Genomic DNA, 15,092 nt, shown 5'->3' on the forward strand with positions numbered 1-15,092 from the left:
GCCGCCGCCCGGCCGGGCGGCGGCCCCCGGGAGAGCCGGTGCGGGGTCAGCCCACGTAGCGGCGGGCTCCGGCGTAGCCGGCCATGTCGACCCCGGTGATCTGCACCGGCACGCCGAAGGTCGCCGCGTGCACCATCCGCCCGCCGCCGATGTACATGCCGACGTGGCTCACCGGGCTGCGGAAGAAGACCAGGTCACCGGGCTGCAGGTCGCTGCGGGACACCGCGGTGCCCATCCGGGACTGCGCCGCGCTGGAGTGCGGCAGCCGGACGCCGGCGGCGGCGTAGGCGTACTGGGTCAGGCCCGAGCAGTCGAAGGCGTCCGGCCCGCCGGCGGCCCAGACGTAGGGGTCGCCGATCTGGGCCAGGGCGGTGTCCACCGCCGCCTGGGCCGCCGCGCTGGGCGCCGTGACCGGCCCGGTGGGCGGCGCGACCGCGCGCGCGTTGCCGGGGGCCCGCTCCTGCCCGGGGGCGGGCAGCGCCGTCCCGGCGTGCGCACGGTTGACCTGCTCCTGCTGCGCGGCGGTCAGCGCGGCGTACTGCGCCTGGTAGTCGGCGATCCGTCCCTGCAGTTCCGCCTGCCGGGCGGTGACCTCGTCCAGGGTCTGCTGCGCGGTGCCCGCGGCGGCGTCGGCGGCGGCCTTGGCCTGCTCGGCGGTGGCCGCGGCGGCGCTCACCTGCGCGAGGACGTCGTCGGTGTGGCCGGCGATGGCGTCCAGCGTGCCGACCTGGGCGAGGAAGTCCTCGGCCGAGTCGCTGGTCATCAGCGCGTTGAACCGGGAGAGGTTCTGCCCGGTGAAGGCACTGCGGGCGACCTGCCGCATCTGGGCGTCGAGCGCGGCCCGCTGCGCCTGCGCGGCGGTCAGGGCCTCGCCGGCGGCAGCGGCGGCGGCCTGCTGCTCCCCGAGGACGACCCGGGCCTCGTTCGCCTGCTCCGAGACGGTCTCCAGCTCGTGGTCGGCCTCGGTGACCAGCCGGGTGGCCTCCTCCGGTGTGCTGGCCTCGGTGGCCGGGGGCTGCGGCGTCGCACCCGCCGTCCCGGGCAGCAGCGCCAGTCCGATGCCGGTCGCGGCCGCCAGCAGGACGGCCGTCCGGAACCGGCCGGCGGGCCGGCGTCGGTGGACCACCGGGACCGGCCGGGACGCAGACCTGGTGGTGCGGACGGGCAGCTGGGGGTTCGCCACGGTCAGCCGGGCTCCGTTTCGTCCTCGTCGACCGCCGGACGCACACGGCACCGCAGTGCCCGGTCCCAGCCGGCGGGACGTGCCGGCTCGTTCGGCGGTGTCCGAAGGAGGTCACCCTCTGTGCGGTGACGACCACTCTCCCGGACGAGGAGACAGTAGGTGCGTGATCGGACCGAGACACAGCCCCGGCAAACACCCGATCAGGCACCACACCTGACAAATCACAACGGTGCCATTCGTCAGCTCACGTGGCGCTTCCCGCCCGCCCCACCCGTCACATCGGGGCCTGCAGCATCCTGATGGCGCAACGGCGGAACCAGCCCGAAATCTGCCAGTGCCCGCACCGCCCGCCGCTCCACGTCGTCCAGTTCGACGAGCGGCCGGGACACCACCGCGTCGGTGTCAACGTGGCCCACCTCACACCGGCCGGCAGCGCGGCCGGGCGGGTGCGGCGTGTCGGCCGCGCCGCCGGCCCCGCCGGCGTCGCCGACCGCGGCCTCGTGACGGGGTCGTCGGGTCAGGGGCACGACGGTGGGCCCGCCGCCGTCCTGCCAGCCCGGTGGGGCACCCAGCAGGACGGTGACGACGCAGTCGGCGCAGCCCTCTCCGCGGACGGTGCAGGTGTCGCAGTCGATGAGCACGCCGGCTCTCCTCTCTCTCCAGTGGTCCAACGCCTTCGGACGGTAGGAGGGACCACCGACAGTTCTGCCCGCCGCCGCGGGCCGCCGCCCCCGGCGGCGTGGCGTCCGGGGAGATGTCGGACCCCCGACCTAGCGTCCGACCCGTGCCACCGCCCCACCTCCCGTCGTCCGTGCCGACGCCCGGGACGCTCCCCCCGCTCCCCCCGGACACCGCCTCCCCCGGGGCGCTGGTGCGCTTCGAGCAGGCGACCATCGACGACCTGGGCACCCCGCTGGCCGACGTCACGTTCGTCGTGGTCGACCTCGAGACCACCGGCGGATCGCCGAAGGACAGCGCCATCACCGAGATCGGCGCGGTGAAGGTCCGGGCCGGCGAGGTCCTCGGCGAGTTCCAGACCCTCGTCGACCCGGGCCGGGAGATCCCGCCCTACATCAGCGTGCTCACCGGGATCACCTCGATGATGGTCGCCGCCGCCCCGCGGGTCGACGCGGTGCTGCCGGCCTTCCTGGAGTTCGCCCGGGGCGCGGTCCTGGTGGCCCACAACGCCCCCTTCGACCTGGGCTTCCTCCGGGCCGCGTGCGAGGGCTCGGGGATCGCCTGGCCGGCGTTCGCCTCGGTGGACACCGCCGTCCTCGCTCGGCGCCTGCTCACCCGCGACGAGGTGCCCAACTGCAAGCTGGGCACCCTGGCGCCGTTCTTCCGCGCCGCGACCGAGCCCTGCCACCGGGCCCTGGCCGACGCCCGCGCCACCGTCGACGTGCTGCACGGGCTCTTCGAGCGCCTCGGACCGCTCGGGGTCACCTCGCTGGAGGAGCTGAGCGGCCTCACCCGCCAGGTCGACCCGCAGCGGCGGCGCAAGCGGCACCTGGCGGCGCACGTGCCCAGCGGCCCCGGTGTCTACGTCTTCCGCGGCCCCCGCGACGAGCCGCTGTACGTGGGCACGTCCACCGACCTGCGCGCCCGGGTGCGCAGCTACTTCACCGCCGGCGAGCAGCGCAGCCGGATGACGGAGATGGTCCGGCTCGCCGAACGCATCGAGGCGCTGCCCTGCGCCCACGACCTGGAGGCGTCGGTCCGCGAGCTGCGGCTGATCGCCGAGCACAAGCCGCGGTACAACCGCCGGTCCCGGTTCCCCGAACGCGCGCTGTGGGTGCGCCTCACCGACGAGCCGTTCCCCCGGCTGTCGGTGGTCCGCCGGGTCCGTCCCGGGGCGGGGGTGTTCCTCGGGCCCTTCCCCGACCGCCGGGCCGCCGACGCGGCCATGGCGGCGGTGCACGAGTCCCTGCCGCTGCGCCAGTGCACCACCCGGCTGACCCTCACCGCCTCGGGCAGCGCCTGCGCGCTGGCCGACATGGGCCGCTGCGGCGCCCCCTGCACCGGCGCGCAGAGCCGGGAGGGCTACGCCGAGGTCGTGGCGGTGTTCCGCACGGTGGTCGAGCACGACCCGCGCGCGGTGGTGTCCCCGCTGCTGGACCGGGTACAGCGGCTGGCCGCCGAGGGACGCTACGAGGACGCCGCGGTCCTGCGCGACCGCACCGCGGTGCTGGTCCGGGCCGTGCGCCGCCGGCAGCGGCTGGAGTCGCTGGCCACCGTCCCCGAGCTCGTGCTGGCCCGCCCCGACGGCGCCGGCGGCTGGCAGCTGTCCGTCGTCCGCCGCGGCCGGCTGGTCGCCGCCGGGGTGGCCGAGCGGGGCCGGTCGGTGCGCGGCCACCTGGCCGACCTGCGGGCCACGGCGGAGACCCCGACCGGCCCGGACGGCGAGCTGGCCGCGTCGGTGGACGAGGCGGAGCTGGTGCTGCGCTGGCTCGAGAAGCCGGGCACCCGGCTCGTCGACCTCACCGGGACGCTGGCCAGCCGGACACCGGGCACCGGCGCGTTCACCGCGTTCCTGGCCCGCGTGGAGGCCGGCCGGTCCGGCCGCGACCCCTTCGCCGACACCCGGCCGCTGCGCACCCGGGCCCAGCCCGACCGGGTCGTCCCCGGCGCGGCGGCGCGGACGCCGGAACGACACGGCCGGGCGGCGCCGCGACTAGCATCCCGGGCGTGATCACCGCCATCGTGATGATCGACGCCGCCACCGACTCGATCGGTGAGGTCGCCGAGGCCGTCGCCGACCTGCCCGGCGTCAGCGAGGTCTACTCGGTCGCCGGCGACGTGGACCTGGTCGCCCTCGTGCGGGTGCACGAGTTCGAGGACATCGCCACCGTGGTGGCCGGGCGGATCAACAAGGTGCCCGGGGTGCGCGACACCGCCACCCACGTTGCCTTCCGCGCCTACTCGCGGCACGACCTCGAGGCGGCCTTCTCGATCGGCTTCGAGTCCGCCGACTGAGGAAGGACCGCGGCAGAGCCGTCAGGTCTGGGCTCGCGCCGCCTGGCTGACCTGGATCCACTGCTCGAGCTTGGCCGCGGCGCGGCCGTCGTCCACGGCGGCGGCCGCCCGCTCCAGCCCCGCCGCGAGACCGTCGTGCAGCCGGGCGGCGCGCCCGTCGAAGGCCGCCAGGGCGCCGGCGGCGTTGAGCAGCACCGCGTCCCGCACCGGCCCCGGCTCCCCGGCGACCAGCCGGCGGACCACCTCGGCGTTGACGTCGGGCCCGCCGCCGCGCAGCGCCCCGGGCTCGGACACCGGGACACCCAGCGCCGTCGGGTCCAGCCGCTCGGCGACCACCTCGCCGTCGCGCACCACCCAGACCGAGGACGTCGTCGTGGTGGTCAGCTCGTCGAGCCCGTCGTCCCCCCGGAACACCAGGGCCCGGGAGCCGCGCGCGGCCAGGACGGCCGCCAGCACCGGGGCCATCCGGGAGTCCGCGCACCCGATCGCGCCGGCCACCGGCCGCGCCGGGTTGGTCAGCGGCCCCAGGAAGTTGAACACCGTGCCGATCGCCAGCTCCCGGCGCGGCACCGCGGCGTGCCGCATGCCCGGGTGGAAGACCGGGGCGAAGAAGAAGCCGATCCCGGCGTCCCGGACGCACTGCGCCACAGCCGGTGCCGGGAGGTCGATCACCACCCCGAGGGCCTCCAGGACGTCGGCCGTCCCGCACGCCGAGGACGCGGCCCGGTTGCCGTGCTTGGCGACCGGCACCCCCGCCGCGGCGGTGACGATCGCCGCCATCGTGGAGATGTTCACCGTGTGTGCGCCGTCGCCGCCGGTGCCCACCACGTCGACGCAGTCCACCGGCAGCTGCACCGGGGTCGCCTGGTCGACCATGGTGGCCGCCAGGCCCGCCACCTCCTCGGGGGACTCCCCCTTGGCGCGCAGCGCCACGATGAAGCCGGCCACCTGGACGGGCGTGGCCTCCCCCGTCATCACCTGCCGCATCGCCCAGCGGGTGTCCTCGGCGCTGAGGTCCTCGCGCCGGAGCAGGCGCGTGAGCAGACCCGACCAGGTCGGGCCGGGGGTGCCCACCGGTCAGCCGCCGACGGGACGGCGGGCGGGGCGCCGGGCCGCCCGGTCGCGCAGCAGCCCGGCCACGACGTCCGCGGCGGTCAGCGGGTCGATCGGATAGGCCAGCGAGGCGTCGGCCATCGACCAGTGGGCCAGCCAGCGGTCGGCCTGCCGGGCGATCAGCACGACCAGGGCCGGGCAGTCGGCGATCTCGTCCTTCAACTGCCGGCTGATGCCCATGCCACCGGTCGGCTGCGCCTCCCCGTCCAGCACGCAGAGGTCGATGCCGCCGGCGTCCACCGCGGCGACGACCTCGTCGCCGCTGGCGCACTCGACGTAGGTCAGCGGCCCCACGTCGGCGGCAGGGGACCGGCCCAGGGCGGTGCGGACGGCGGCACGGACCTCGGGCCGCTGGCTGAAGACCAGCACGGTGGCCGGTACGGCGGCGTCGCTCACGCGGGCGAGCCTAGTGCCCGGCACCCGACCTCCCGTCGGCGCGCCGCGCTCCCCCACGTCGGCGCGCCGTGCCGCGCCGCGCGGGGCGGCGGCACGCCCACCCACCCCACGTCGTGGGAGGGCTGTCCCGATGCCATGATGAGCCCGTGACAACGGCCCCCGTGGCGAGCAGCACCTTCGACACCTCGCGGGTGCACTCCCTGACCCGACCGAACATGGTCAGCGTCGGCACGATCGTCTGGCTCGCCAGTGAGCTGATGTTCTTCGCCGGGCTGTTCGCCATGTACTTCACCGCGCGTTCCCGCGCGACCGACGGCTGGCCACCGGAGCCGACCGAGCTGAACCTGCCGTACGCCACGGTCTTCACGCTGATCCTGGTGGCCTCCTCGGTCACCTGCCAGATCGGTGTCTTCGCGGCCGAGACCGGGAACGTCTACGGGCTCCGGCGCTGGTTCACCATCACCTTCGTGATGGGCCTCATCTTCGTCCTGGCCCAGGCCAACGAGTACCGGGTGCTGGTCACCGAGCACGGGACGACGATGGCCTCGTCGGCCTACGGCTCGGTGTTCTACCTGACCACCGGCTTCCACGCGCTGCACGTCATCGGCGGCCTCGTGGCCTTCGTGTTCGTGCTCATCCGGTCCACCATGGGCCGGTTCACGCCAGCGCAGGCGACCTCGGCGATCGTGGTCTCCTACTACTGGCACTTCGTCGACGTCGTGTGGGTCGGGCTCTTCGCCACGATCTACCTGATCCGCTAGGGAACCGGTGTCCACTCAGCACTCCCCGTCCGAGTCCTCCTCCGCGGAAGGCCGTCGCGGCCTGCTGGGACGCCGTCCGGCCGCCGGTTCCCCGGCCGCCGCGGCCCTCGCCCGGCGGCGCTCCAAGCTGCGCCGCCGGATGGCCAACGTCGCCGGCCTCATGGCCGCGCTGGTGCTGACGGGGGTGGGCTACTCGGCCCTGGCCCCGGGCGCCAACGCCGCCGACGACTCGACCGGCAGCGCCTCCACCGCGGTCGAGGCCGGCCGGGAGCTCTACGTCCGCAGCTGCATCACCTGCCACGGGTCCAACCTCGAGGGCGTCGAGGGCCGCGGCCCCTCGCTCATCGGAGTCGGCGAGGCGGCGGTGTACTTCCAGGTGCACACCGGGCGCATGCCGCTGGTCCGCCAGGAGGCCCAGGCCGCCGAGCGTCCGCCGTTGTTCTCCGATGAGGAGATCGACCAGCTGATGGCCTACGTCCAGGAGAACGGCGGCGGCCCGACGCTCCCCTCGGGCGACCTGCGCGACGGCGACATCGCCGAGGGCGGCGAGCTGTTCCGGCTCAACTGCGCGCAGTGCCACAACTTCACCGGCATGGGCGGGGCGCTGTCCTCGGGCAAGCGGGCGCCCTCGCTGATGGACGCCAACGACATGACGATCTACACCGCGATGCTCTCCGGCCCGGAGAACATGCCGGTCTTCGGTGACAACCAGCTCACCCCGGACGAGAAGCGCGCCATCATCAACTACGTGCAGACCATCAAGACCCAGGCCGACCCCGGCGGCGCCGGCGTGGGCCGTGTCGGCCCGGTGGCCGAGGGTCTGGTCATCTGGACCGTCGGCGTGGGCGCCCTGCTCTTCGGGATCTTCTGGATGGGGACCAAGGCCCCGTGACCAGGCTCGTGAGCGCACGGACGGACACCGCAGGCCCGCACAGCCGGGCGACCAGCGCCAGCCAGGAGGACGCGTGACCACGACCGACCACCGCCCGGGCTCCTCCGGCGGTGCGGACGAGCCCGGCCCGCTGCACGGCGGACCGGACGAGGACCACACGCCCGAGCAGCTGGCGGCGATGGACGCCGTCGAGCTCGACCGGCTCGGCGCCCGGTACGACGGCGTCGAGATCCTGCACGTCGAGCCCGGCCCGGAACCCGGCACCAAGGTGGAGAAGCAGGCCACCCGGCTGGTGACCTTCTGGTTCCTGCTGGCCGCACTGTCCGCGCTGGCCTTCCTGGTGGTCTACGCCGGCTCGGGCTGGTTCCTGCCGGACTGGCAGTGGGAGCCCGACGACACCGGCTGGAGCGCGCTGTTCACGCCGCTGCTGGGCGCCACGATGGGCCTGTCGCTGCTGTCCATCGGCATCGCCCTGGTGCTGTTCGTCAAGAAGCTGCTGCCGCACGAGACCGCCGTCCAGGACAAGCACGACGGGTCGAACTTCGACCGCGTCACCACGTCGGCGACCCTGCTGGGCGGCCTGAAGAACTCCGGTCTCACCCGCCGCAAGGCGCTGACGGGTTCGATCGGCCTGATGGGTGCCGCGTTCGGGGCCATGCTGCTGGCGCCGCTCGGCGGCCTGATCAAGAACCCGAACACCGGCAACCCCCTGGGCACCACGCTGTGGGCCGAGGGCGTCCGCCTGGTCCGGGAGGACGGCACCCCCGTCCGCCCCGGCGACCAGCAGCCCGGCTCCCTGGCCACGGTCTTCCCCGCCGTCCCCGGGGGCAACTTCTCCGCTGACTCCCCTCTCATGCTGATCCGCCTCCGACCTGCGCAGATCCCCCAGCTGGTCCAGCGTGAGGGCCAGGAGGACTACGGCTACGGCGATTACGTCGCATACTCGAAGATCTGCACCCACGCAGGCTGCCCGGTGTCCCTGTACGAGCAGGAGACGAGCAGGATCCTCTGCCCGTGTCACCAGTCGCAGTTCGACGTGACGCAGTTCGCGAAGCCGGTCTTCGGGCCGGCCGTTCGGCCGCTCCCCCAGCTGCCGATCACCGTGGACGACGAGGGCTACTTCGTCGCCCGAGGGGACTTCCCCGAACCGATCGGCCCGTCGTACTGGAACATAGGGAGAGTCAGCTGATGGCGACCAGCACTGCGCCAGGTCGGCCGAAGACGAAGCTCGGCGCGGCCGCCCTGGAGGTGGACGACCGCCTGATCGTCGCGGGGCCGCTGCGCCGCACCCTCAACAAGGTCTTCCCCGACCACTGGTCGTTCCTGCTCGGGGAGATCGCGCTCTACTCGTTCGTCATCCTGCTGCTGTCGGGCACCTACCTGACCTTCTTCTACGACACCTCGCTGACCGAGGTCACCTACGACGGCTCCTACACCCCGCTGCGCGGCGTGGAGATGTCGCGGGCGTACGAGTCGACGCTGGACCTGGCCTTCGACGTCCGCGGCGGGCTGTTCATCCGGCAGCTGCACCACTGGGCGGCGCTGCTGTTCGTGGCCGCCATCGTCATCCACCTGCTGCGCATCTTCTTCACCGGCGCCTTCCGCCGGCCGCGCGAGACCAACTGGTTCATCGGCGTCGGCCTGCTGGTGCTGGCCCTGCTCGAGGGCTTCGCCGGCTACACCCTCCCCGACGACCTGCTGTCGGGTACGGGCCTGCGGATCTTCTCCGCGGTGTTCCTCTCCATCCCGGTGGTCGGGACGTGGATCTACTTCCTGGCCTTCGGCGGGGACTTCCCCGGCACGCTGATCATCGGCCGGCTCTACATCCTGCACGTGCTGATCATCCCGGCGATCCTGCTGGCGCTGATCGCCCTGCACCTGCTGATCCTGGTGAAGCAGAAGCACACCCAGTTCCCCGGGGCGGGGCGGACCGAGCACAACGTGGTCGGCCACCGGCTCTTCCCGACCTTCGCCGGCAAGGCGACGGCGCTGCTGTTCGTGGTGTTCGCCGTGTGTGCCGCGCTGGGCGGCCTGGTGCAGATCAACCCCATCTGGCTGTTCGGTCCCTACAACCCGGCGCAGGTCTCGGCGGGTTCGCAGCCGGACTGGTACATCGGCTTCCTCGACGGCTCGGCCCGGCTCTTCCCGCCGTGGGAGATCGTGCTGTGGGGCTACCACGTGTCGCCGGTGTTCTGGGCGACGGTCGTCATCCCCGGCCTGATGTTCACGGCGCTCGCGCTGTACCCGGTCATCGAGCGCTGGCTCACCGGCGACAGCGCCTCGCACCACCTGCTGCAGCGGCCCCGCGACGTCCCGGTGCGCACCTCGCTGGGCGCCATGGCGCTGACGTTCTACATCGTGCTGTTCATCTCCGGGGGCAACGACCTCATCGCGGACAAGTTCGACGTCAGCCTGAACGCGATGACCTGGTTCGGCCGGATCGGCATGATCGTGTTCCCGCCGATCGCCTACGCGCTGACCTACCGGCTGTGCCTGGGCCTGGAGCGGCACGACCGTGAGGTGCTCGAGCACGGCATCGAGACCGGTGTCATCCGGCGGCTCCCCCACGGGGAGTTCATCGAGGTGCACCAGCCGCTCGGTCCGGTGGACGAGCACGGCCACGGCCAGCTTGCCTACGGCGGTGCCTCGGTGCCCAAGAAGATGAACCAGGTCGGCGGCGCCCGCCGCGCGATCAAGGGCTTCTTCTCCCCCATCGAGGAGCCGGCCGCCGTCCAGGCGGAGGCCGAGCAGGAGGCGCGCGGGCTCGAGTCCGCGGAGTCCTCGCGGCGGGAGCTCACCGGCTCCGGCCGTCCCTCCGAGGGTGGCCGTCCCTCCGAGGGTGGCCGTCCCTCCGAGGGTGGTCGTCCCTCCGAGGGCGGTCGCCCCTCCGACGGCGGGCGCCCGCAGGACCCGCGCGGCTGAGGAAGGCCCCCCTGCCCCCACCGCACGCACGCTCGCGGCGGGACCCGGCACAGGGGCCTGAGAGAGGCTGATCAGAGGGCCCCGGCGGATCCCCGCCGGGGCCCTCTGTGCGTCTCCGCGAGGGACCCGGCGACCCGCTCAGGACGCCGCTCAGCGCCTCGACACCGCACTCCGGTGGTCGGTGGTCCCCGGGCACCGGCGCCCGACCGGAGGGCGTGGAAGGGACCCGCCGCGCGGCCCGCGGGACGTCGGCGGTCGCGACGGCGGCGCGTGCGCCCGGGGCCGGCTCCGGCACCTGTCGTGCGGCGCACTGCACGCTGTCCGGCTGCGATGCGCGGGCTGCAGCGCGTGCACCGCGTCGAGAGAGCGTGCGAAGCGAGTGGGGACCGTCCCGGGCCTGATCGGCCACCCGGGTCTGCGGACCGGCTGGGTCGGCACAGCCCCGCCACACGCACGTAGGGCCCCTCCCGGGACGGGAGGGGCCCTACGTGGCGGATCGGGTGGAGCGGGTCAGCTGTGCGCGTTCTGGCCCACGTAGTACTCGAACAGCAGCCCGCCGATGGTGATCAGCAGCGCGACCGCGGCCAGCAGGACCAGCCAGGGGTACCAGAACGCCAGTGCGAGCCCCATCGTGGCGGCGGCGAGGGCGAGGCCGAAGGGCCAGTAGCTGCCGGGGCTGAAGAAGCCGAGCTCCCCGGCACCGTCGGCGATCTCGGCGTCCTTGAGGTCCTCCGGCCGCGCGTCGATGCGGCGGCTGACGAACCAGAAGAAGCCGCCGATGAGCGAGGTGAGCCCGCTGGACAGGAGCAGGGCCGTGGTGCCGATCGGCTCCCGGGACCACACCCCGTAGACGATCGCGGCCACGATGCAGAAGACCGTGATCAAGTTGAAGATGAGCGCTTCGACCTTCACGGCCGCTCCTCCTGCTGCTGGGGTGTGGTCAGGTCACTCACCGGGCAGGGCCGCCTGCTGCTGGCGGTCCAGGGGGAAGGGCTCCGTCGTCGTCGCCGCCCCCTCCTGGCCGATGCTCTCCAGCGCGTCGAAGGTCGACAGGCCGCTCGTCCGGGCGTCGAGGTAGGCGTCGAAGTCCTCGGCGGAGACCGACCGGACCTCGAAGTTCATGAACGCGTGGTAGGTGCCGCAGAGCTCGGCACAGCGGCCGACGTAGGAGCCCTCCTCGCGGACGGTCACCTCGAAGACGTTGTCCCGGCCGTTCTCGTTGCCCGGGACGATGTCGAGCTTGAAGAGGAACTCGGGGATCCAGAAGGAGTGGATGACGTCGGCCGAGGCGAGCTCGAAGCGGATCGTCTGGTCCACCGGCACGACGAGGATCGGGATCTCGGTGCTGTCGCCGACCGTCGACACCGGCTCCCCGCCGTTGGCGTCGGTCGTGTCGGGGTAGACGAACTGCCAGTTCCACTTGAAGGCGTTGACCGCGATGGTCACGTCCGGGTCGTCGCTGCGCTCCATCACCCGGTTTTGCACGGTGACCGTGTAGAAGAACAGCACCGCGATGATGATGAACGGGATGATCGTGTAGACGATCTCCAGCGGCAGGTTGTACGCGGTCTGCCGGGGCAGCTCGTTGCCGCGCTTGCGGTAGCGGATCGCCGCCCAGGCGATCAGCGCCCACACGGCCACACCCACGACCATCGCCGCGATGGTGGAGCCGATCCAGAGGTCGCGCATGTTCTGCGCCTGGTCGGTGATGCCGTCCGGCCAGCCGATGGCGAACAGCTCCCGATCGACCCCGCACCCGCTGAGCGTCAGCGCTGCCAGGAGCCCGAGCGCGGACACCCGCGCCAGCTTGCTGCGTCGAGCCACTGCCCGCTGCCTCCTCATCCACCGCATGGCGACACCATGCGGTCCCACCAGCGGACCCGTCCGGCGCTCGGGGGAGCACCGGTCCCGCCCACCACAGTCTGGCCGAGACTAGCCGACCCCGCCCGGCGTCCCGGCCCCGGGAGCGGGCGCGCGGCGGGTCGCCGACGGCGTCCCTGGCCACCCGGCTCCGAGGCGGCCCACCGGGTGCTCCCCGCACGCCGCACGGCGGCCTCCCGGCCGCTCCGCGGCGGCACCGCGGCACGCCCGCCGGTTACAGTCGGGGCGTGTACCGACGGCTGTTGACCCGCAACTGGGTGCTGCTCCACCTGGTCGTCGCCGCCCTGTTCGTGGGCACGTTCTTCCTCGGCAGCTGGCAGCTGGGCAAGGCCGAGGCCGGCGGCGGCCCGGTCAACTGGAGCTACGCCCTGCAGTGGCCGCTGTACGGCCTCATGGGCCTGTGGTTCTACGTCCGGATGTGCCGTGACGAGCTGCAGCGAGACCCTGACGCCGACGAGCCGGGCAACGCCGTCGTCCTCTACCAGCGCCCCCGCATCGACACCACGGGCGACCCCGAGCTCGCCGCCTACAACGCCTACCTCGCCGAGCTGAACGCCAAGGCCCTCGGGCAGCGGGTGAACGGTGGCAGCTGACCGCACCGCGGCACCGTCGGCCCTGCCGCGCGCCCTGGCCCGCCGGGTCGGGCAGGGCGTCCCGGCCGCGCTGGTCCGCTACCGGGTGATGGCCTGGATCGTCGGCGTCCTGCTGGTCGTGCTGTTCCTGGTCGCGGTCCCGCTCAAGCACCTCGCCGGGATCGACGAGCCGGTCGCCGTCATCGGCACCGCGCACGGCTGGCTCTACGCGATCTTCTTCGTGACCGCCTGCGACCTGGCGCTGCGCGCCCGCTGGACGCTGAAGGGCTCGGTGCTCGTGCTGCTGGCCGGCACGGTCCCGGTGCTCTCCTTCGTGGCGGAGCGGATCGCCACCCGCCGGACCCGCGCCGGCGAGCGCGTCTGACCACCGTCCCGGCCCCGCCGGGACACGAGCCGACCTCCGGAGACCTGCGCCTCATGTGCGGCCTGCTGGCTTACCTGTCCACCGATGTCCCCCGCGTCGACGACGAGACCGTGTCCGGGGTGCGGTCCGCGCTGCACTGCCTGCACCACCGCGGCCCCGACGACACCGCCGTCTGGTCCGACCCGCAGGTCGTCCTGGGCTTCAACCGGCTGTCGATCATCGACGTCGAGGGCAGCCCGCAGCCGCTCCCCTACGCCGGCGACCGGTACCGAATCCTCTTCAACGGCGAGATCTACAACTACCTGGAGCTGCGCGAGGAGCTGGCGGCCGCCGGCGCGACCTTCGCCACCCAGGGCGACACCGAGGCGATCGTCGCCGGCTACCACCTGTGGGGCGAGGCGGTCGTCCCCCGGCTGCGCGGGATGTTCGCCTTCGTCATCTGGGACACCCGGACCGGGACCGCCTTCGGCGCCCGCGACCCCTTCGGCATCAAACCGCTGTTCACCGCCCGGCTGGCCGACGGCGGACTGGTCTTCAGCTCGGAGAAGAAGGCGTTCCTGGAGCTGCTCGGCGGCAGCGCGGGTGCCGGCGGCGTCGACCCGGCCTCGCTGCAGCACTACTTGACCCTGCAGTACGTGCCCGAGCCGGCCACCCTGCACCGCGGAATCCGCCGGATCGAGAGCGGGACGACCTTCACCGTCGCCGACGGCGAGCTGCGCACGAAGCGGTACTTCCACCCGACCTTCCGGCCCCAGCCGGTCCCCGCCGGGCGCGAGCAGGAGCTGTACGACCGGATCGCCGCGGCGCTGGAGGACTCCGTGGCCAAGCACATGCGGGCCGACGTCACCGTCGGGTCGTTCCTGTCCAGCGGCATCGACTCCACCGCGATCGCCGCGCTGGCGCACCGGTACAACCCCGACCTGATGACCTTCACCGTCGGCTTCGAGCGGGAGTCGACGTCGGAGGTGGACATCGCCGCGGAGTCGGCGGCGACGCTCGGCGTGGCCCACGTCCCCGTGGTCATCACCGCCGAACAGTTCGCCGACGCCATCCCCGAGGTCGTCTGGTACCTCGACGACCCGGTCGCCGACCCGGCGCTCGTGCCGCTGTACTTCGTGGCTCGCGAGGCCCGCAAGCACGTCAAGGTGGTGCTCTCCGGCGAGGGCGCCGACGAGCTGTTCGGCGGCTACACCATCTACCGCGAGCCGCTCAGCCTGGCCTGGGCGGCTCGGGTGCCGAAGGCCGGCCGGCGGGCGATGGGGGCACTGTCGGAGCTGCTGCCCGACGGCCTGCGCGGCAAGGACCTGCTCCGCCGGGCGTCGATCCCGCTGGAGGAGCGGTACTACGGCAACGCCCGGAACTTCTCCGGCGCGGAGCTCGCCCAGCTGCTGCGCGGGCACGACGCCGACATGTCGCACGTGACGGTGACCGAGGACCTCTACCGGCAGACCCGCGAGGCGGGCTACGACGACGTCACGGCGATGCAGTACGTCGACCTGTTCACCTGGCTGCGCGGCGACATCCTGGTCAAGGCCGACAAGATGACCATGGCGAACTCGCTGGAGCTCCGGGTGCCGTTCCTCGACCCCGAGGTCTTCGCGCTGGCCAGCACCATCCCGCTGGAGCAGCGGGTCCCCCGCGGCGGCTCGGGGGCCAGGCAGGGGGCCACCAAGTACGCGCTGCGCCGGGCGATGGAGCAGATCGTCCCGGCGCCGATCCTGCACCGGCGCAAGCTGGGCTTCCCGGTGCCGACGGCGGAGTTCCTGGCCGGGCCGCTGCACGAGTGGGCGCGCGCGATCGTCGCGGAGAGCCAGACCGACGAGTGGCTGGACCGCGGCCGGGTGGCCGATCTGCTGGCCTCGATGCGGACGGCGGACCAGCCGAGCAAGCGGACCGCCCGCCAGCTGTGGGAGGTGCTGGTCTTCATGGTCTGGCACGGGATCTTCGTCGAGGAGCGGATCAAGCCCGTGATCCCCGAGACCCACTACCCCGTTCGGCTCTGAACGCACCGAGG

The 15,092-nt window shown here is 73.3% G+C and carries 15 protein-coding genes; 9 read left to right on the forward strand and 6 right to left on the reverse strand.

Annotated elements, in window-relative coordinates; all coding sequences use genetic code 11:
* Positions 1-46: 46 nt before the first annotated feature.
* Positions 47-1,183: a C40 family peptidase gene (locus tag ACWIX6_RS14820; RefSeq protein ID WP_448613198.1), complete on the reverse strand. Its 1,137-nt coding sequence runs from the start codon at positions 1,181-1,183 to the stop codon at positions 47-49.
* 239 nt (positions 1,184-1,422) lie between these two features.
* A complete protein-coding gene (locus ACWIX6_RS14825; protein ID WP_448613199.1) occupies positions 1,423-1,824 on the reverse strand; it encodes a hypothetical protein in 402 nt (133 codons plus the stop codon).
* A gap of 143 nt (positions 1,825-1,967) precedes the next feature.
* On the opposite strand from ACWIX6_RS14825, the gene ACWIX6_RS14830 reads away from it, so the two are divergent.
* Together ACWIX6_RS14830 and ACWIX6_RS14835 are read left to right on the forward strand one after the other, a co-directional pair.
* The gene (locus ACWIX6_RS14830; protein WP_448613200.1) at positions 1,968-3,872 is read left to right on the forward strand and encodes a DEDD exonuclease domain-containing protein; all 1,905 of its coding nucleotides are present in this window, start codon (positions 1,968-1,970) and stop codon (positions 3,870-3,872) included.
* Positions 3,869-4,156: an Lrp/AsnC family transcriptional regulator gene (locus ACWIX6_RS14835; RefSeq protein ID WP_448613201.1), complete on the forward strand. Its 288-nt coding sequence runs from the start codon at positions 3,869-3,871 to the stop codon at positions 4,154-4,156. The genes ACWIX6_RS14830 and ACWIX6_RS14835 overlap by 4 nt, the downstream gene beginning before the upstream one ends.
* Before the next feature lie 21 nt (positions 4,157-4,177).
* Here ACWIX6_RS14835 and trpD read toward each other — a convergent pair whose 3' ends face one another.
* Both trpD and ACWIX6_RS14845 read right to left on the reverse strand, forming a co-directional pair.
* Positions 4,178-5,230, reverse strand: coding sequence for an anthranilate phosphoribosyltransferase (gene trpD / locus ACWIX6_RS14840; protein WP_448613202.1), 1,053 nt, complete (start codon positions 5,228-5,230; stop codon positions 4,178-4,180).
* A gap of 3 nt (positions 5,231-5,233) precedes the next feature.
* Positions 5,234-5,665, reverse strand: a complete 432-nt coding sequence (locus ACWIX6_RS14845; RefSeq protein ID WP_448613203.1) for a hypothetical protein — start codon at positions 5,663-5,665, stop codon at positions 5,234-5,236.
* 146 nt (positions 5,666-5,811) lie between these two features.
* Between ACWIX6_RS14845 and ctaE the strand changes: the two genes are divergently transcribed.
* The 4 genes from ctaE (at position 5,812) to qcrB (ending at position 10,240) form a co-directional block, all read left to right on the forward strand.
* Entirely contained in the window at positions 5,812-6,426 is a 615-nt protein-coding gene (gene ctaE, locus ACWIX6_RS14850) for an aa3-type cytochrome oxidase subunit III (protein WP_448613204.1), read from the forward strand.
* Between the two features lie 7 nt (positions 6,427-6,433).
* Complete coding sequence (qcrC, locus tag ACWIX6_RS14855; RefSeq protein WP_448613205.1) at positions 6,434-7,318, forward strand: cytochrome bc1 complex diheme cytochrome c subunit; 885 nt, start codon at positions 6,434-6,436, stop codon at positions 7,316-7,318.
* Positions 7,319-7,391: 73 nt separating this feature from the next.
* Positions 7,392-8,507: a cytochrome bc1 complex Rieske iron-sulfur subunit gene (gene qcrA, locus ACWIX6_RS14860; protein WP_448613206.1), complete on the forward strand. Its 1,116-nt coding sequence runs from the start codon at positions 7,392-7,394 to the stop codon at positions 8,505-8,507.
* Positions 8,507-10,240, forward strand: coding sequence for a cytochrome bc1 complex cytochrome b subunit (qcrB, locus tag ACWIX6_RS14865; RefSeq protein ID WP_448613207.1), 1,734 nt, complete (start codon positions 8,507-8,509; stop codon positions 10,238-10,240). Before qcrA ends, qcrB begins: the two co-directional genes overlap by 1 nt.
* Before the next feature lie 510 nt (positions 10,241-10,750).
* On the opposite strand, the gene ACWIX6_RS14870 is transcribed toward qcrB, so the two are convergent.
* Complete coding sequence (locus ACWIX6_RS14870; protein ID WP_448613208.1) at positions 10,751-11,152, reverse strand: cytochrome c oxidase subunit 4; 402 nt, start codon at positions 11,150-11,152, stop codon at positions 10,751-10,753.
* A gap of 33 nt (positions 11,153-11,185) precedes the next feature.
* A complete protein-coding gene (gene ctaC, locus ACWIX6_RS14875; protein WP_448613209.1) occupies positions 11,186-12,064 on the reverse strand; it encodes an aa3-type cytochrome oxidase subunit II in 879 nt (292 codons plus the stop codon).
* A gap of 284 nt (positions 12,065-12,348) precedes the next feature.
* On the opposite strand from ctaC, the gene ACWIX6_RS14880 reads away from it, so the two are divergent.
* From ACWIX6_RS14880 to asnB, 3 genes are read left to right on the forward strand one after another with little or no spacing between them, the layout of a single operon-like run.
* The gene (locus ACWIX6_RS14880; RefSeq protein WP_448613210.1) at positions 12,349-12,714 is read left to right on the forward strand and encodes a metalloprotease; all 366 of its coding nucleotides are present in this window, start codon (positions 12,349-12,351) and stop codon (positions 12,712-12,714) included.
* The gene (locus ACWIX6_RS14885; RefSeq protein ID WP_448613211.1) at positions 12,704-13,078 is read left to right on the forward strand and encodes a DUF3817 domain-containing protein; all 375 of its coding nucleotides are present in this window, start codon (positions 12,704-12,706) and stop codon (positions 13,076-13,078) included. Before ACWIX6_RS14880 ends, ACWIX6_RS14885 begins: the two co-directional genes overlap by 11 nt.
* 53 nt (positions 13,079-13,131) lie before the next feature.
* Entirely contained in the window at positions 13,132-15,081 is a 1,950-nt protein-coding gene (gene asnB / locus ACWIX6_RS14890; protein WP_448613212.1) for an asparagine synthase (glutamine-hydrolyzing), read from the forward strand.
* The last annotated feature ends 11 nt before the right edge of the window (positions 15,082-15,092 follow it).

Source organism: Modestobacter sp. URMC 112 (genome assembly GCF_053502575.1).

Excerpts from the sequence above, each read along its gene's own strand:
- qcrB (WP_448613207.1), top strand. The coding sequence starts at position 8,507 with ATGGCGACCAGCACTGCGCCAGGTCGGCCGAAGACGAAGCTCGGCGCG.
- asnB (WP_448613212.1), top strand. The coding sequence starts at position 13,132 with ATGTGCGGCCTGCTGGCTTACCTGTCCACCGATGTCCCCCGCGTCGAC.